The sequence below is a fragment of the Sporosarcina sp. QA0331 genome, from assembly GCF_055808055.1.
In genome coordinates this window covers 513705-533549 of record NZ_CM147850.1, presented here as the reverse complement: position 1 = coordinate 533549, position 19845 = coordinate 513705, and the positions used below count along the sequence as shown (strand labels likewise).

The window sequence follows — 19845 nt, the reverse complement described above, 5'->3', positions numbered from 1 at the left end:
CCCCAAACAGATTATATAGCAAATTACATTTAAAGGAAAGCGTTTTTTGATGAATAACATAAGAAATAATGCGTATTAAAATGACCTTTACATTATGATCAGAACATCATTGTAAAGGTCATAGGTATTTATTAAGAAGCTTTCAAATAAGCGGCAAAGCCTCCCTGCTTCCAAATCGATTCTACCCACTCGGGATGGTCGATAAATGGATTACGGTTGCCTTGGATACTGAATAGTTTTTCGTTACGATTGCGCTCAAATTCGTCAACAGGATCTTGTTTATGCCATTGCAATAAGACAGAAAGCTTTCCATGGTATGGATTGCTTCCATTACCGAGCTTTTCATTCAGTTCCAAATCAACTTTATCCCCAGCTTCATAGCGTGTTGCCATGTAAAATAGCATTCTTGCGACATCACCTTTTACACGATCTGGTGGCTCCCAAGAATTCGAAGTCTTCAAGCAACCATCACAGCCCTTTACACCACTACCGCCATTATCGAAATCCAAGTTCCCTCTTGAGCTATTCACTTGGACGTCGGTTGGGCGCAGATGGTGGATATCCGTTCCAGGACCGACCGATGTACCGAAATTCCCATGTGACTTGGCCCAAACATGCTCACGATTCCAATCTCCGACATTGCCTCCATTCCTTGCTTTAGATCTTGACTCGCCGGAATAGAATAGAATGACGTTATTTGTATTGTTCGGATCTTCGTCAGTTTCTTTCAAAGCGTCCCAAACCTGACTATAAGAAAGTTTCTTGTGGTCAGATATAATTTCATGTAAAGTCGCCTTTAGTGTTTGACCTTCTTTTCCGATTGCTGTCTTGTAATAATCATCTGTCGGATTATTTTCAGCTGCTACTGTCACAGAGAAACTAGTTGTTATGCTTTTGTTTCCATCAGATGCAGTAACCCCTACGATATGAGTTCCTTTTTCCAGCTGAAGCTTAAGTACGCTGCCTTCTACCTCGCCTTTTGTAGCTGTGAAGGTAAGGGGATCATTTTCCGGATCAGAGAAGTGTTCAGTCAGCGCTACGGTGATTACTTCACCGACGGCTACATTGTAATTCTGAATTTGTTTAATGACTTTCGGTGCTTGGTTTTCTCCAGGAAAAGAAGGAACCGCAATGGGTTCCCCTTTCGAATTTGTGAATTTAATTTTTGAAGGATCTGCACCGTTGATGAATTCGATGTCTTCGATATTCTCAGCGCCTCTAACTTCCTTCACGTTTGTTCCATCAATAATCAAATTCTTGATGTCATGGCCTGCGAAATCGATTACCGCCCCTGCTTCTGTTGGATTGATTGTGATGTCGAATTTCGCAAAGCCTTCTCCAGTAAATAAACCGTAAGCTCCAGTAAATTTGACTCCTTCAGGGATGACAGAAGTGCCGTCAATGGCTACTGCTACGCTCGGCTTGTTAATAACCAATTTGTTCGTTTTATAGCCTGTGAAGTTATATGTTTTTTCAGCTTCGATTGGAGCTTCAACTTCACCTTTCGTTAAGTCAATTTGAACCATGACCGGATCATGGTCACTTGCTCTTCCTGCCATATCCGTGAAATCAGTATTGATATGAAGAATATCAATTTTCGTTTGCTTCGCCAAATTATTCGATACGAGAATATGGTCTAATACTTGAGAGTTACCTTGATAGATATACGTGTATCGATCTGCCGGGTCAACTGAATTAATCATATTTGTCATATGTTCGCCTTCATGGATCTTCAATGCTTCTGTGAATTGGTAGTCGTTGAAATCACCTAGAGATACTATATTAGCATCCGGATTTTTCGTTTTCACATCTGCGACAAAATTATAAACGATTTTTGCAATCTCTTTACGTTGTGCTTCACTGCTGTAAACAGGTGGTTGTTTCTGACCGAATAACGGTGTATCACCTGTTTTGGAATTCCAATGGTTCGCAATGACAATTACGCTTTCTCCTTGGAACTCAAATTGCGCTGCCAATGGTTTACGGCTGCTATTGAACGCGCTGTTATTCGGATCAATACGACCAGGATTCAATGTCAGTTTTCCATTTTGATAGCCAACTGATTGAGTTGATGTCCCCGGCGTCCCCTCCGTCAACGTAACACGTTCTGGATTATAAAGGAAACCAACGCGGATATTTGCGTTAGGTTGTCCACCATCGGCATTGTTCACTGGATCGATGTTCACGTATTTGTACGTTATGCCGCCCGCATCCTTGATTGATTGGATTAGCCTTTCATAACTTTGATTTGCTTTTGAATCGCCTGCATCTGGTCCATTATTATCTTGAACTTCAGTGACACCAATGATGTCCGGGTTCCCCATGTCTTGAACAAATGCTCTAGCTAGTTTCTTCGCTTTGTCTGTTGTAGTCGTCTTTGTGTTGTTCGAGAAGTTCTTCAAGTTATAAGAAGCAATCGTTACCTTATCATCTTGTTTTTCAATTGTCGTCTTCTCTGGAGTTGTCGTTCCTTTTGAATGTGCTTTTTGCATGTCACTCAAAGAAGTGTAAATCTTATAGTTTTGGAATGAATAACCGACAACACCTGAAATCGGTCCTTCGAAACGATCTCCTGTCGCTACTTCGAATTCACGTGCCGGGCCATTCGGCTCTAAACGGAATTGTACCCGCTCTGCGTTTTTATCGCCTTCTGTAAACAGGATTCCACCATGAATCGTTTCTGTTGCAGTATTTTCAAATACTGTAACTAAATCTCCGTGCTCCTGAGGTGCTACAGCTTTCACATTCCCTACTTGTACATACATTGCTTCACGGCTTTCCCAGAAATCCGCCGCATATTTTGTTGGATCAAATTCCGCCAAGTTATGGCTCGCGATTTCATGTTGAGGCAATTTGCTTTCATCGACAATGTATGGCGCTGGAAGCGGAACATTGCTCTCAAGGACCTTAACTTTGCCGCCTTGATCATCACGGACATTGATTTGCGTTGTTTTCAAATCCGTCGATTGACGATCATCATAGCCATCGATTGCGTATTCGCTAACCTTGCCAGTTACAGAAACTAGGTTCCCGACAGAAAGATTCCATGCATCTCTTCCGCTGTAAAGAACGATTGCTTCAGAAGTATTCGGATTACCGTCACGCTTATCGTCTGGTGTTTGGATATGATAATACGTGGAGCCATTCAGCTCATACTTGTACGTGACAATTCCTTCGATACCTTCCACAGTTTGATTCTCAAATGGTGAAGTATGTCTCTCACCTTGAATATCATGAATTTGGAGGCTATCAGCAATTACATAAGTGAAGGTTACAACATCACTGTATTTGCCGTCCTTTTCAACTACTGCTTTAATTATCGTATCTTCAGTCACCTTTATTGGCGTCGCATATGTCGAACCGTTTTCAATCGGATCACCTTCATCCAATGTGTAACGGATTTTCGCATCAATTGTGCTAGTCGATAATGTGACAGTTGTTTCACCAATAAACGTTCCACTTCCGGGGCTAGCTACAACCGGTTGGATAATCGTACTATCCATTACAATATCAACTGCAGAACGAGGAATCACTTGATAAGCAGCATCGAATTGCTGCACGATTCCAGTGATTGTTTCATAAGTAGTTCCCACTTCGAGCCCTAGTGTAGCTGTTTCATCACGCACAAGGAATTCATTGCCGTCCGTTGCAGAATAATTGGCCCACCCGCTGCCTGTTGTAACAGTTGTTAGATTTACATTTCGAACTGTAACCAATTGCGACTCATTAATTTCCGCAATCTCGGAGCCAGTAACTACTTTTGGAGCTGGTGCACCTGCATTTTCAGCCTTTTCAATGATCGTTGCTCCATCAAGTTGCAACAAGCCACGGTAATCTGCCAACGTACCCGTCAACGTCACCTCATCACCTATTTTGGTATTGAGGCTTGTCGGACGTACCGCGATTCCTCCAGTCGCATCTTGGACGGAAATCGTATTTTTTAAGTTCGCTGCGACGATTCCTTTGATTGTTACGGTTTGTCCTAATGCCGTGCTGCGTGCTTCTGCGATTGTTGAAATGTCAACTGCTTCACCCGGATCTGGATTTTCTGGATCCGGGTCTTCTGGATCTGGATCTTCTGGATCGGGATCTTCTGGTTCTTCTGGTGTTGACCCATCCATTTCGTGTGAGCCCAAGTGTTCGAATGTGTCTTGTGCAAATGTGAGCCATTCATCATCACGATTGAATGCGTCATCAGCAATAGAATCTCCAGTTATAATTGAAGGTTTTCGAACTAGCGTTACATTTGTCCCAAAGTCTTCACGTTTGCCTACTTGACCGAAGGAATCAATTACATTTCCACCTCTTTTTAATACTATTGCATCATCACCATTGAAATTTGTAACGTTTGAGTTCGCCATATCACCCATACTTTTCAAATCGATATCAGCTTGATTGTGATATAAAACGAGTGTCTTGCCATTTTCTAAACTTCCGGACAAACGGTATGTTTGATTTGGACTACTAGCCCCGTTTGCATACAGTTCTAATGTGTACTGACTTAAGTCAAGAGTTTGACCGGTACCATTGTACAATTCCAATGCTTTGTTATTACTACTTCCCTCAACATATTCGGAAATTATCAAATCAGACTCCACGGTTTCAGCACTAGCCAAAATCGGATAAACTGGTACGACTACACTTGCAACAAGTCCCGCCGACAACATAACATTTACCGGCTTGTTCCAATTCTTTTTCTTCGACATTAGAAGTCCCCTTTTTTCTGTAATTGTTTAGAAAAGCAAAGCCTTCAATCTCTTAGCGAAAGAAGGCTTTGCATTTAAATTAAAGAATCGTATCTCCAGCCACTTCGATATTACTGAAGTCGAAATCACTTCCATCAAGCCCCGAAACATCCAAATCACCTTCAACAGTGATGTTCGAGAAAGAGACAGTTCCAGTCGGAGCACCAATCAAAACCAAGTTTCCTTTAATTACAGTATTCTCAAGTTTAGCTACTTCTGAAATAGTAACTGTTACATCACCGTTATAAACTTTTGGAGCGTTATCTGCTCCAGAGAAATTATCTTCGTCAATGTTCCCGCCTGGAAATTCTTGTTCAGGCTCTTGTCCAGCAACGTCAACAATTCTTTCTTCAATTTGTGGATCGACTGTACCTAAGCTGATAAGATGATCCCTGAAATTCTCCCAATCAGATAGACCTAAATCAATTACACGGCCAGCTTCATAGATTTTCTTGAAGACATCAAATCCATCGCCGCCTTTAGCAGTGAATGCGTTAGTTGCAATTTTATACATTTTGTCATCTTCAATTTCTGTATAGCTTCCGTCAGCATTTTTGTAAGAGATGATAACAACACGTTGTCCTACTGGTTTTGATGAATCGAATTCAACTTTTGCACCAGATACGTGTAGAAAACCACCGTTTTCACCTGGATAGTCTCTTAAACTAGTTTCAAAAGCCTCTTTTAATTCTGCACCAGAAAGCTCCATCAAAGCCAACGTATTTCCAAACGGAAGTACTGTTATGACTTCTCCAACTGTAATCGGCCCAACATCAATACTTGCACGGATGCCCCCACCATTTTGGAGCGCCATAATTACATTTCCGTCGAATTCTTTAGCCTTCTCTAACATGCCATCAGTAATAACATTACCAAGAGGCGTTTCATTTCTTCGAACGCTATTCTCTTTATCTCTTGGATTTTCTAATGCTTTTACTGTAGTTGCACCAATCTCTTCATTCTTAATTTCATTAATTTTACTAGAATACTTGTCAAGAATTACTTTCGCTGCTGGATCCTCAATCTTGTCAGCTATTTTTATCAAGCTGCCATTATGAGCAACAACGACACCATCTTTGTTGAATGTAACGTCCAAAGTTCCTAGATTATCTGCATACTGACCTGCTTGAACAATTACTGTTGGTTGCTCTTTTTCGATTAGTTTAGGCTGTGTTAATGTTGTATGGCTGTGCCCACCGACAATGATATCGATACCATTAACTTGTTTAGCCAATTCCAAATCATTATCAATTGCAGGATTATCATCGTATCCGATATGAGTGAGAGCAATTACTTTGTTCACTCCCATTTTCTCAAACTCTGCTATCATCTTCTTTGCTTCATCAATGTAGTTTGAGAATGTGATGGCTCCCGGATTAGAGATGTCTTTCGTATCTGCAGTTGTTAAGCCGAAAATACCTACTTTTTCGCCGTTAATCTCTTTAACGATGCCAGTGTAAATATTTCCTTCTTTTGCTGATGATGGAATCTTCGTGTTGAATAGACCCGTAAATTTTGCATCCTTGGAGAAGTCAACGTTAGCCGAAACAAACGGGAATTGTGCGACTTTAATAAAGTCAACCAAGGCTTTATGACCTTCCAGAGTTCCACCAAGATCAAACTCATGGTTACCAAAAGTCATAGCATCAACTTTCATAAGGTTCATGAACTCAAGATCAGCTTGTCCCTTGAATTCATTGAAATAAAGTGTTCCAGAAAATACATCACCTGCGTCCAATAACAAAGCATCAGGCTTTAATTGTCGAACTTCTTTCACAGCTGTGACCCGCTTCGCAACATTATCCAAATGAGCATGCGTGTCATTAAAATGCATGATTGTTAAATTAAACTTATTGCTATTCCCGACTTATACTACGCATAGGTAGTTTTCGATACGGGCCTACACCGTACAGGCGACTTTCATCGCATACGGCGTGTCATCAGCGGTATTTATTTACTAACTTATTTCCCCAACTTAATTTTAAAACAGTAGATGCGCCATTAAAAGCAGATTTTTCAGTCAATTATATGTATAATTCGACTCTGAAAGACAAGAAGATTAGTTTATAGGATGAAGCTTAGTTATAATTTTGCTTTACACTGTAGAATATTGGATTTTAATGGAACAAAAAAAATTGTTTAATTGACATATTCTCTATAAAAGTTGTTTGTTTTTCGCTTATCTACTCTTTTTCACAAGCCATCAATCTGTCTATTTGTCCTATTAATCACCCATGCTATAAATCAAGCGAAAAATAGAAGGGAGAAAAAATTGTAATGGAAAAAACAACACTTACGATTGAGGATGCGTTAGCAATTTTTGATACTTGGACAGCTTTACGAGGATTAAGTGAAGAAACAATACGAGGCTATACAATTGATAGTCGTCAGTTTACAAAATGGTTAGCAAAATCAACGGACACCAAAATTTTTATCAATGAAATATCGGATCAACATATTGAGGACTTCATGCATTATCTGGTCGTAGAGAGAAAGTGTTGCCCTTCGACTGTCAATCGAAAATTGAACACACTTGAAATGTTTTTCAGATGTTTGAAACGAAAAAGGATTATAAGTAATCATCCCATGGAAGAGATTGAAAGAATGAAGGTCAACGATAAAAAAATGACATATCTTACTAAACAAGATATGGAGAAGATTCTCAAGGCTATCGATCACCCTATCCTCTACCATTTTGCTTTAACAATGGCATATACAGGCATCCGTATCAGTGAATGTAGGAAGTTAAGGATAGAGGACGTCAATTTCAGCGAACAACAAATCAACATTAAAAATGGAAAATGCGGCAAGCATCGTACAATCCCTATGAGCTCCTATCTTATAACTCAGTTAACTAATTACCTTCAACTATATCGGCCTAAAACTCACTCACCTTACTTTTTTGCACTAAAACGAACCGGTTCAGTAAGCATCCAATACGTTAATCAAGCCTTAGTGAATGCAGCAAAAAAATCCGGTATTCAAAAACACATTACCAGCCATGCCCTTCGACACTCTTTCGCAAGTTATTTAACTAAGCAAAACACAAATATTGTAGTCATTCAAAAACTTCTCGGTCATGCAAGTCTAAGAACGATATCAGTATACTTGCATCTACAACAGGATGAATTCAAAGAAGCAATCAGTCTGATTGAATTTTGAAAGCTATTTATGATGTTAAAGGCTGTACACACAGTAACATTATCAGATGGAACTAAAATTGATGTAGCTTCAGGAATAACACTTACAATTGATGTAGGAACAACTGTTGAAGGAACTATCACTGGAGACGGCACATGGACAGGCAAGGATTCTGAAAAGGAATCAGTAACTTCAGAAAGTACAGAAGAAAATTCTTCTAATTAAGGATCACTATCGGCTTAAATTCCACCTTACTATGAACTAATAACAAGAAAGGACTAGCCTTCAGGTTGGTTCTTTCTTTTTTCATTGAATACAAAGGTGTGCTTATCTTTGAATATATCCAATGAAAAGGGGTCTTTGTCATGCCCTTTTTATACTCCGCTATTCCACTCCTATGAATTACAAAGATTTATTCAAAATCACAAGGTCCAGACAAAAAAAAAAAAGTCTATTACGTAGAATTAGCATAAGTTTTCTACGGATCGACTTTTTGAAGGGGACAGTAGGGATTCATAGTTATAATATATAAATGAGTTCTCCATAAAAACAGAAATCCCCTAACGCCACTAAGGGCATAAGGAGATTTCTGCAATTTTCCCACAAGACTCAAACCTTATTTTTCATGAAATGTATTGCAAGAGTAGTGTTGGAGTTGTGTGAGTGACTGAGTCACCAATCACTCATTATTTTCAGCTTGCACAATGAATGTGTAAGTGATAGCAGCACCAAGATTTGTACCGGTAGTTACACCACTTTGTTGTTTTGGTTGAACTGTAACTGTATAAGTACCAACTGGAATATCAGCTTTTGGTGTTAATGACAAGTTAATTGTACGGCTGTCTCCCGCATTAAATCCAACAGTTCTTGTTGCGCCTACAGCAGTTGTTTGACCTGTTTGACGCACACCGTAAAATACTGCATTACTACCAGCAGACTTTAGTTTTGTGTAGAATCCTGTGTCTACACCAGTCCAGTCTGCAAGTTGACGACCGGCAGTCCCTTGTATACTATCAACATTTCCACCATCTGTTTGCAAAGTCATAGCATCAAATAGTGTTTCGAAAGCAACGTTAGCGCCATCACCTTCTTTAACAGTGATATCAAGGTATGCACCGTCATTGAAGTAGTTGTATCTACCGGACTTTTCTACTAACTTTGTACCAATTCCATTAGTAGATGACCAAGTGAATGTTGCTGAATAAACGCCTTCTGATTCAGCAAGTTCTGCACCTTTTGTTAACGATTGGTCTGCCGGACCAGTTTTTTCAACAGTCACATTACTGTTTGTTACAGTTGCTACTTCTCCAGAACCAGTTAGTGTTACATTTCCAGTTCCAGTCAGTTCAGTAATTGTTCCAGCATTGTTTACAGTAGTTGCTGTATCAGCCTGTAAATCAGAAACAGTTGTACCAGGTGATACATTTACTGAACCAGCATTCGTAACTACAACTTGATCTAACGGTGAGTTTCCACCTAGAGTTACATAGCCAGCTGTATCGACATTCAATGTTCCAACAGAAGCAGTACCCTCATTCAAGAAACGAGCGTCTGTATCCGTAATGTTAGCTGTCGTAATTGTTCCATTGTTAGTATATGTTGCAGGTGCAACATTAATAAGATTCAGTGTGGTGATTGTTACCCCAGCACCCTGAACAAAACTTGCTAATTGAGTATTAACATTAACCGCATTCACTAATCCAGTACCTGATAATTTACTTACGCCAACACTAGCATAATTATAATTCAATGATCCAGCAATATTATGTCCTGCGAGATTAATTTCTAGTGGACGTGTGATACTGAATGGACCAGCACCAATATTACCACCTAATGTAATTTTAGTAATATTAGGATTTAACAAAGCTGCTTCTAACTGAGCACCATCGTTAACTATTGCTGTTGTGCTATTCCCGTCTTATACCAAAAATATTGTGGCTTTCGGTTCGGGCCTACACCGTACAAGCGGCTTTCACCGCATACGGCGTGCCATCAGCGGTTAGTTATTTAGTATAAGTATGTACAATAAAACATTATACCTATATAATATCCAAAGATAGGGACCAATCCTTAAAACATGATTGGTCCTATCTAATTTGAATGCTTAGTTTTTGGGGAAATAAGCAATTCAGTAAATAAACTACCACTGACTGGGTTCCTTCGCTCCGGCTAGTTTTCTCCTTCTCGTATGTTACCATACAAGTCCGAACGGCTAACCATCAACACTACTATGAACCCGCTGCCATCCTACTAGTTTCATGGGTGCTGATACACCTCTTCCAGCAAGACTTCAAACGTTCCGCTATTTCCATCCCTCTTTTTGATTCCCTTAGGTTTCCACTATCCAGGAGTAAGAACGACCGGATTAACAGTCAATTTCTCGATCGCCACTATAGCATTTCAACTATAAGGATGTAAAGTGAGCTCCTAGCTTATTTCACACAATACACTAGCTTACCCTGCCTACATGGATTCGTCTACCTAACCATAGGAACCTTTTAAAGAACCCCGCCCCGGGACCACCGGGTACGGCTTCACCTGACTTCATCCCTTCTGTGTATTCAGCACATCACTGGATGCAGGAGGATTAGGCACTTGTAGTCGACTGTTTACAAGAGCAGGAATTTCACCTACTTATTGGAAGTAGCAGTTAGAAAGAAACCCCGTGTACTACCAAAAGGCAAGACACGGGGGATTCGTTTCCACTCATTTCACTGATTGAATCGGCTTATAGAGTAACGTTTCGTTTAGTTTTATTAAGAAGCTTTTGGAGCGTCAACTTTTGCAGGAGTTACTGTCCAAGCACCACCAGCAAGTGTTGCTACGAACTCAAATTCCTCACCGTTGATTGTCACTGTTAGAGTAACTGCTTCAGCATCTTCTGCAAGTACAACTTCTACATCTTTATCATCATTGGCAAGTGTAGCAGTTCCCTCAGCTACATCAACCACTGGACCAGCAACAGCTGTCGAGAATGAGAATGTAAGTGTGCCTGCATCTTCAGCAACAGCTACAGTTACCTCTACAGTTTCGTCTTCTACTACAACTTCCACTAACTCATCAATTGCTTTTACTAGTGCATTGTGTGCTGTAGTAACTTGTGCTGGTGTAGCAGAAGCATTGTCGTATACAGCTTGTGCATTTAGTCGAGCAGTTCTCAATGCAGTTCTGCTAGTCTCTGTATATGTTGTATCTGCTTCTAAAGCCTTAGCATCTTCAATTTTGCCAAGTAATTCACCTTTTTGCACTGGAACTTCTGCAGCAGGTGATAAATTCACAGTGAATGTAGCTGTTTCTTCAGCATCGCCTCTAGTAATTGTAGCAGTCAATTCAACAGCAGTGTCTTCTTCTACTGCATTAACAGTTACAGTACCGTTGCTAGCAACAGCAATAGCATCAGAATCAGATTCCCATGCAACATCAACTGTCTTGTTGCCAATAACAACTGAAGTTTTAAGTGCATCTCCAGTTTTTAGGCCTGCTTTAACTTTTGCGTCTGTATCTTCAGTAACATCAGTTTTAGCTGAAGATACTAGAGCTACGTCTACCAGTTTAGCTGAAGCGTTAGTTCCATCATCAATGATAGAAACAGTGATTTTGTCTCCATCTTTCTTGCGGGTAACTTCGTAAAGTTTACCAGCTTTCAATCCATCCGTAATTGTTTTTTCGAATGTAGATTGTTGGATATCGTTTCCTAGTGCATTTTTGAATGATGCATCTTTGTAACTTACTGCTGATTTACCATCAAAAGTAATAGTTTGTTTTGAAGTATTGATAGCTGTAACAAATCCAGTGTGTGTTTCACCAATCGCTTTTGTAGAAGTGAATTTAGCCTCTACAGAATGGTTGCCAAGATTGATGTTAGGCACTCGGTTGCTGTTCCATCTATTACCCGTATCAGCAGCGATAGCTGTTCCACTTGCTTCTACACGTACAGAAGTGCTTAGATCTTTATCTGATTTATTACCAGATTGTACTTTAATCTGAGGTGTTTTCGAATCTTTTTTCGTAATTGTAACACTACGGTTTGGAGAAACTACATACTCTCCTTCTACTAACACATCGTTGTTTCCAGTGTTAAACACTGTGAATGTTGCATCAATTTCTTTGTAGTCGTTACCTAGTGGCATATAGTTGCCGCTTTGGTTTGCTGCACTAAATGTGAACCATGCAGTATCTGTACCAGAGAAATCTTTCACAGATGATGCATTTGGAGCTACTGTTGAACTCTTAGAAGCTTTTACAGCTCCACCTGTAAGTTTTGGCTCAGCAAAGTAAGTGATTGGAGCTACGAATGATGGTTCGCCTTCGTCCAAGTTACCTTCATGTGCGTTGCTTGAATTGATGTCAATCCATACTACTGGTGTAGCATAGTCTTTTTCGTTGGTAGAGACGATTGTAAATGTAGCTTCACCGTCAGCATCAAGCTTAACTGTGATTTTGCGATCTTTAGTAATGTCTTTGCCATCACCATCAGTGAAGTAAGCCTTAGTATTTGTATTAATGTTACGATCAATATCTTCATTGAAAGCAACGTTAACGATTTCGTTTGCTGCTGCTTTACCATCTTTAGTTTTCACTGAGATAGTGTATTCACGGCCATTTTGAGCACCAGTTGCAGCTTCTTCAGCGCCGTCACGAGTAACATCAATTACGTAATCAGCTTGAACAGCTCCGATTGTTAGTTCTGCAGCTTTTGCTTGCAGTTCTGTAGCTTCAAGAACGTCGTTACCAGCTACACGATTGTTTACTGCATCATCAAGGAAAACAATTGGTGTTGCTTTTGTGTTTAATCCTGAAACAGTAAGTGTTGCTTCACCATTGCTGTTTGTAGTTACAGTAACCACTTCTTTGTTGCCGTTTGTCAATTGGTAAGGAGTTTTACCGTTTACAGTTGCATTGTTGATTTTGTTGATTGTAGTATCAACGTTTTCAGCAAATGTAACGTGTAATCTTTGATTCGCTACAGGCTTACCTGTTTTTGGATCAAGATATTTAACAGTGTAAAGTTTGTTTTCACCATTTGTGATGCTGTCAGTTTTCTTGTCTGCAGCTGTGATTGTTAGGATGTTGTCTACACCCCAATAAACTTTTGCAAAGTCGCGAACTGCTGGTGCGCCTGTTGGGTAAACAGATACGGAATCAGCATCTGCTGAGTATTGTGTGTAAGAGAACGTTGCAATACCTTCAGCATTTGTTACAGATTCAAAGATTTGGTCTTTGTTAAGTGTGCCAGAAGCAGCAACGTTGAATGTTACTGGGATACCAGCTTGTTTAACGCCTACGTCAGCAGATAGGATAGCTTGTTGACCAACTTTAGCTTGAACAGAAGTCGTGTTCACTGTTACTTTAGTTGGGATTACAGCAGAAACGCCTGTGAATTTACCGATTTCTTTGTTGTCAACAGAAACAGTATATTCTTTACCGCCTTCTTGAACTGCAGTTGTCAAAACAACTGTTTTGTTGTCAGTTTGTTTAACTGCTGCGTTAGAAACAGTCAAACCTTCGATTGTGAAGTTCAAAGAGTTGATGTTTTCAACTGCATCTTTGAAAGTTACTTCAACAGTAGTAGCGTTAACCGCCTTAACTGTTGCATCTCCTACAACACCAGTTGCAACATCAGAGAAATCTGTGTTGATTGATTTGTGTAGGAATGTAGCGAAATGTCCGCGAGTTGTAGTTCCTTTAGGGTTGAAAGCTGGTGCAGCTGGGTTCGTGATATCGAAGAAGTCAAGAACGTCGATAGCTGGACGAGCTTCTGCTTTTGCAGTTGCACGGTCGTTAACGTCTTTCTTGAAATCTTGTCCTGCAACGTAAGTCGCAAGGTCGATGTCATGTACGCGGTCGAATGCGCGAACTAGAACGATCGCCATGTTCTCACGAGTGATGTTGCCTGCTGGATCAAGTTTGCCATCTGGAGTTCCTACGAATACGCCGTTGTCTTTAACAACTGCAGCATATTGTAGAAGCTCATCGTTAGATGAAGATGTTAGATCCGAGAAACGTGGGTTTGTTTTGTAATCGCTAGGTACTTCGTAACCTTGTGCGTTTACAAGCCATTTACCCATCAATTTAACAACGTCTGAGCGAGTCAACGTTTTGTTAGGCTGGAAAGAGCCATCTGGGTAACCCGAGATAATGCCAGCATCAGATAGTGCATTGATTGCTGCTTCGTGTGTGTTGCCTTTTGAATCTGAGAAATCTTTCGCGCTTGCTACTGGTGCTACTGCGGATGCTACTAATGCAGCTGATGCAGCGCCAACTACAAACTTGCGATACTTCGTTGGTTGGTTAGCCATTGAATAATTTCCTCCTCTAATAAGAAATAAAATTTGTCATCTACCCCACGGCAAAATGGAAGTAGAAGCCATTACACAATAAAGTATAGATACTAGCAGCAGGGATGTCAATTACTTATTGGTATTTTGCTAGATTGCAAGTCCCAAACCCTATGTAATTTTCCGCTGCTTCTACTATTCTACCTTATCTTAAAAATATATCAAGTATTTCTATCATATTTCAACAAAAGTCTTAAATCATCCTAATTATCTTACTGTTTCTGTTTGTCCCGTCTACCAAGAGGTACGGACCTCTTGGTAGTTTATCTCTTGGATATATTAGTCATTTTTTTATAGCTTGACCTCCTTCATGAATCTACTAATGCAATACTAGAAATAGAACCGTAATAGGAAGATTTTGTTTAGAATATAGTTGGTTGTCCCTCTTTGACTCTTCATGAATCTATTAAACTGCTTCTGAAAGTGAACCTTATTGAATCTATTATACATGTGAATAAAATAGAACCTTACTAGAAGAATGTTTAATGGGGAATTGATAGTCATGGTAGAAAACGAGGCTAACAGCCTCGAAGCTGATCTCTTCGTTAGCACTTTTCTATGTCTAGCTCCGGGCGCCAGGGGCTCGAGGTCATAAATCAAAGATGCTCCGTGGCAAAAACCGCCACGCCGCATCTTCGCCTTATGCTTGTCGCCCAAGCAGGCGCCCTCCACTTTTCTTGTCCAGCTTCAGGCGCTAAACGCTCGGGTCATAAGGCAAAGCTACTCTGTGGCAAAAGGCGCCACGCCGTATCTTCGTCTTATGCCTGTCGCGTCTGGGCAAGCGCCTTCAGCATTTCATAGAATGCAAAAGGACTTGAACAGATGGGAGCTGTTCAAGTCCTTTTGTGCGGTCAACCAACCGTTTTCGTCCTGCGTGGCGTTTAATAATATATGCTACAGAGGAAATTATCCTTACACTTACGTATTCTATCACCAGTTTTACTAGATTACAAGTATCATTAATTATTTTCGGCGAATTATTTCAAAAAGGAATTTTGGTAGATTCATTTGCCGTTTAATGCGGCTTGGTTCCAGTAATAGCCGGTAAAGCCATTCTGCTCCGACCTTTTGGAATGCCGCCGGCGCGCGTTTTATGTTGCCTGCCAGAACGTCGAATGAGCCACCAACTCCTTGGTATAGAATTGGGTGCAAGTTATCTCGATGCTCTTCGATCCATAGTTCCTGTTTCGGCGATCCCATTGCGACGAAGAGGATATCTGGCTGTGCCTCATTGATCTTCGCGATTACTTTTGACGTGTCCTTTTCATAGCCATCTTGTGTGCCGGCGACTTTGAGATCGGGATACGTTTCGATCAGTTTAGCGGCTGCAGCTTCTGCGACTCCCGGCTTCGCGCCGTAGAGAAAGATGGACTTCCCTGTTCGGGCTGCTTCCCTCACAATTCGGTCCATCATATCTACGCCTGTTACGCGGGATGTTATGTTTCCTTTTTGGATCTTGGACGCGATGATAACGCCAATACCGTCCGGAATCTGGAATTCCGCACGGTTCAGCAAGGCTTTCAGCGCTGGGTCGTCTTTTGCCTTCATCAACTTTTCAGGATTGATGGCGACGATGAGTGATTTCTTTTTGGCGTCAATGTTTTGAAAGAGCTTCGGAATGAGTTCATCGTAGTTCTCTGTGTTGACGTCGACGCCGAGTATCGTTTCTTTCATTTAGCTCATGACTCCTACTGGTGAGCCGTCTCCTAGTTTGAAGTAGTGGAATCCGGCTTGTTCCCATTTATCTCGAGAGAGTGCGTTTTTCGTGTCGAGGATGAATGGTTTCGGCTGTTTTGTTGTGAGTGCGTTAGGGCTGAGCTGTTTGAAGTCGGTATGATCCGTCGTCAAGATGATCAGGTCAGCTTCTTGTGTTGCTTCATCCAATGTTGCTTGTTGTGTCGTGTGCTGCAACTCTTTGATGTGAGGGTCGAATGATTTAACTTCTAGACCCTTCTCTTGCAACGCTTCGATTACTTTGATGGATGGGCTTTCGCGCATGTCGTCGACGTCGCCTTTGAAGGCAAGACCAAGGACTGCGACTTTGCCGTTTGTAATGCCTTTCGCGTCAAGCAAGAATTGTGCTTTTTGAGCGACGAATTGTGGCATGCCGTCGTTTGTAAGACGGGCTTTGTGTATGATTTCAGCGTTAGCCGGGTTAAGTTCGACTAGGAACCATGGGTCTACTGCGATACAGTGGCCGCCTACTCCAGGTCCCGGCATATGGATGTTGACGCGCGGGTGGAAGTTTGCGAAACGGATCGCTTCCCAAATGTCTACGCCGATTGTTTCTGCGATTTTCGCGAGTTCGTTGGCAAACGCAATGTTGACGTCACGATATGTGTTTTCCATAACTTTGACGAGTTCCGCAGTTGTTGCGTCTGTTAAGTGAATTTCACCTTGGACGAATGTTTTGTAGAGTGCCTTCGTTTTTTCGGCGGATTCTGGTGTGATACCGCCGACAATGCGGTCGTTGTTGACGAGCTCTTCGAAGATCTTGCCTGGGATGACGCGTTCAGGCGAGTGTGAAACGAAGAGATTTTCGCCGAGTGTTAAGTCCGATTTACGAAGCTCAGGCAGCATGACGTTTTCGACTGTTTTCGGTGGAACCGTCGATTCAAGAATGACGAGTGCGCCTGGTTTTAAATATGGTACGATCGAAACAGTCGCTTGGCGGATGTATTCCAAGTTCGCCGTGTTGTCAGGATTGATCGGCGATGGGACGGCGACGATGTAGACGTCGGCTTCAACTGGAGTTGTGGAGACAGTAAGGTTACCGCTGTCGATCGCTTGGTCAAGACGTTCTTGGAGTCCGTTTTCTTCTATATGTAGTTGCTTGTTGGCGATCATATTAACTGCTTTTTCGTTGACGTCCATACCGTGGACTTCGAGGCCACTATTGGCGAACATGACTGCTGTCGGAAGGCCGATATAGCCAAGGCCGATGACGCACAATTTGTTATTCATGGGTAATGTTCCTTTCTGAATGGGAGTGCTTTTATTAGGTTTTGCTTAAGATTTAATTGAAATGCCAATGCAGGGGTCGAATGTTGTCGGACCCCTGCTTTGTTGAATATACATTCGTTGATTATAGCATATCTGTTTTGGTTGTACATATCTCCACTATTGCAGTGGTCATTTCACCGTGATTGGAGTGAAGATGCCTTGCTTTGTCGTCCGGCCGGTGTCGTTTGCGAAGCCCGGATGGATGACGAGGAAGTAGGAACCGCCTTTTTGCATTTGTTTCAGTGGCTTGATGTCGAGCATATCCGTACCGTTCGGTTTAAGTGAAATCGGGACTGCGACACCTCCCACTTTAATGAGTTCCACTTTATTGGACGCATTTGCTTCGTTAAGGTTCATTTTTTGCGTGAAATGGATATGGAATGTTTTGTCTACCGCGACGCCTTGCAGGTCGTCGATTTGTTTATAGTTTTTCTGTGCGAGTGAATCTTTTAATAGCCGCGCATGGATAATAGAAAGCTCTTGGTCATGTTCGCAGTTTATCGTCGGCGCGATTCCTTTTTTATGGATTTTGGATTTCTTTGGCCCTGTGAATTCGCCGATTGTTAGTTTAAGTGCTGATCCGTCTTCGAATTCGAAGAACGATTGGATGGTGCCCTTCCCTTTCGTCCGTTCGCCGACGATGATTCCGGCGTTTTGGTCTTGGAGCGATGCCGCCACGATTTCAGAAGCGGATGCTGAGTAGCGGTTGACAAGTACATAAGTTTGTTTCGGGAATTTCACTTTCGATTGCACGGGTTTTACGGTTGTCGTGCCTTCTCTCGTTTTCATTTCGTACGCTGTTTTGACGCCTTCGAAGTGGCCGAGGAGTTGTTCGGCGCTTTCGACGTAGCCGCCGCCGTTGTAACGTAGGTCGATGATGAGTTTGTCAGCGCCTTGCTTTTTTAGGTTCGAGTAGTGTTTTGTGACAGCTTTGTCCATGTTGTTCGAGAAGGTATTGATCTTTATATAGCCGATGTCGCCGTAGAGCATGGCAGATGTGACGGCAGGCTCGGTCAAGTTATGGAGAGCCACGTCGTCGGCACCGACTGCTGCTACGTAGTCCAAATATTCGTCAGCTGTCATATAGCGCGAGTATTCGTCGAGCGCGCCCATGATTTCGTCTATGGTCGTCATGGCATGAAGGTTTTCCGGGATGTCTCCATAGTAGAAGTTTTCGACGAAGAATTTGATGTCGTCGACGCGTGCGGCTTCAGCTTCACCAGTAAGTGCTGTTTGGGCCGAAGCGTAAGGCGCGAGTAGGATGATTGTTATGAATGCGAGTAAGACGGAATGGATTTTTTTCATGCCGGTGACTCCTTTCTAGTTATCGGGTAGTTATGGTTATTATACCCACTTTGTTAGATTAAAGACATGGTACGGGAGAATAGTTTTGTAGAGTGGGTCCGTTGTTGCTGAAGATGGCATGGCAGCGTTTTTTAAATGGCGTTCATTGAGTGTCTTGGAAAATATATAGAAGTGTTGTATTACTATTTTATCAATCCCCTTTGTAAATAATCGTAGGGAGAACAGGCTGAATTCGTTAACACAACCTTTATGCTTCTATAACTCTATCTATATATTGGCTTAACATCCCTATCTTAAAATGTAGTAGAAACTTATTCAGATAGGAGATGGAGAAAATGAGTAAAAAATTAATACTAACAACAGGAGTGGCCTTATCATTATTATTCAGCCCGATTGACCAGACGTTTGCGGAAGAGCCGACAGTTGGTGAAAGAAAACAAGTACATAATATAGCACACCGCGGTGCAACAGGATATGCGCCTGAAAATACGGTTGCGGCTTTTGATCTCGCTGTTGATATGAAAGCTGATTATATTGAGATCGATGTCCAAAGAAGTAAAGATGGCGAATTAGTGTTGATCCATGATACAACAGTGGATCGTACGACTGACGGAACGGGACAAGTTGGGGATTTGACTTTTGAACAACTGAGAAGTCTTGATGCCGGCAGTTGGATGGGAGAACAGTTTGCAGGAGAACCGATCCCGACATTCGAAGAGATTCTTGATCGTTACCATGGAAAGATCGGTATATTAATAGAAATGAAGGCTCCGGAGCTATACCCCGGCATTGAAGAGCAAGTAGCGGAAGCCTTACAAGAACGAAATCTCGATAAACCACAAAATGAAAAAATCATTATTCAATCGTTCAACTTTGAGTCAATGAAAAAGATGGATGAGCTCCTTCCCCGAGTTCCGATCGGTGTATTGACTTCCAACCGTGCACATACGACAGAGGAAGCTTTAGAGGAAATTTCCACGTATGCGGATTGGTTTAACCCGAGCTATGGAATCGTGACAGAAGAATTGGTTGATGATGTCCACTCTTTAGGCATGCAAATTGGTTCGTGGACGGTGCGCAGCCAAGAAGCGGCAGACTTCCTTTTCGATATGGGAGTTGACGCGATCATTACGGATTATCCGGATTATGTGGATCCTAGAAACTAGTATTCTGGGATAGTTCGAGGCGGTTATGCGTGAGTATTGGAGTTTATACATTTTTGGGAGGATTTATGCGTGTTTTGAAGGCGTTATGGACTTTTGAAGACGTTTATGCGTATTTGGAGGGATTTATGCGTGAGTTTTGAAGTTTAT

At 41.6% G+C, this 19845-nt stretch carries 10 protein-coding genes; 3 read left to right on the top strand and 7 right to left on the bottom strand.

The genetic code is table 11. The annotated features are described in order from the left end of the window. Positions 1-131: 131 nt before the first annotated feature. Together AC0L13_RS02660 and AC0L13_RS02655 are read right to left on the bottom strand one after the other, a co-directional pair. Positions 132-4706: an endonuclease gene (locus AC0L13_RS02660; RefSeq protein ID WP_473643678.1), complete on the bottom strand. Its 4575-nt coding sequence runs from the start codon at positions 4704-4706 to the stop codon at positions 132-134. Between the two features lie 79 nt (positions 4707-4785). After that, entirely contained in the window at positions 4786-6579 is a 1794-nt protein-coding gene (locus AC0L13_RS02655; protein ID WP_473643676.1) for a bifunctional metallophosphatase/5'-nucleotidase, read from the bottom strand. A 443-nt stretch (positions 6580-7022) separates the two neighbouring features. Between AC0L13_RS02655 and AC0L13_RS02650 the strand changes: the two genes are divergently transcribed. Continuing rightward, a complete protein-coding gene (locus AC0L13_RS02650) occupies positions 7023-7907 on the top strand; it encodes a tyrosine-type recombinase/integrase (protein WP_473643674.1) in 885 nt (294 codons plus the stop codon). A 12-nt stretch (positions 7908-7919) separates the two neighbouring features. Then, complete coding sequence (locus AC0L13_RS02645; protein WP_473643672.1) at positions 7920-8111, top strand: hypothetical protein; 192 nt, start codon at positions 7920-7922, stop codon at positions 8109-8111. A 454-nt stretch (positions 8112-8565) separates the two neighbouring features. Here AC0L13_RS02645 and AC0L13_RS02640 read toward each other — a convergent pair whose 3' ends face one another. The 5 genes from AC0L13_RS02640 to AC0L13_RS02620 form a co-directional block, all read right to left on the bottom strand. After that, positions 8566-9750: a hypothetical protein gene (locus tag AC0L13_RS02640; RefSeq protein WP_473643670.1), complete on the bottom strand. Its 1185-nt coding sequence runs from the start codon at positions 9748-9750 to the stop codon at positions 8566-8568. 892 nt (positions 9751-10642) lie between these two features. After that, positions 10643-14185: an S-layer homology domain-containing protein gene (locus AC0L13_RS02635; protein ID WP_473643668.1), complete on the bottom strand. Its 3543-nt coding sequence runs from the start codon at positions 14183-14185 to the stop codon at positions 10643-10645. 1002 nt (positions 14186-15187) lie between these two features. After that, positions 15188-15898, bottom strand: coding sequence for a WecB/TagA/CpsF family glycosyltransferase (locus AC0L13_RS02630; protein ID WP_473643666.1), 711 nt, complete (start codon positions 15896-15898; stop codon positions 15188-15190). Then, positions 15899-17188, bottom strand: a complete 1290-nt coding sequence (locus tag AC0L13_RS02625) for a nucleotide sugar dehydrogenase (protein ID WP_473643664.1) — start codon at positions 17186-17188, stop codon at positions 15899-15901. A 168-nt stretch (positions 17189-17356) separates the two neighbouring features. Further along, positions 17357-18532, bottom strand: a complete 1176-nt coding sequence (locus AC0L13_RS02620; protein WP_473643662.1) for a S41 family peptidase — start codon at positions 18530-18532, stop codon at positions 17357-17359. A gap of 335 nt (positions 18533-18867) precedes the next feature. Here AC0L13_RS02620 and AC0L13_RS02615 point away from each other — a divergent pair, with 335 nt between their 5' ends. After that, positions 18868-19698, top strand: a complete 831-nt coding sequence (locus tag AC0L13_RS02615) for a glycerophosphodiester phosphodiesterase (RefSeq protein WP_473643660.1) — start codon at positions 18868-18870, stop codon at positions 19696-19698. Positions 19699-19845: the final 147 nt, after the last annotated feature.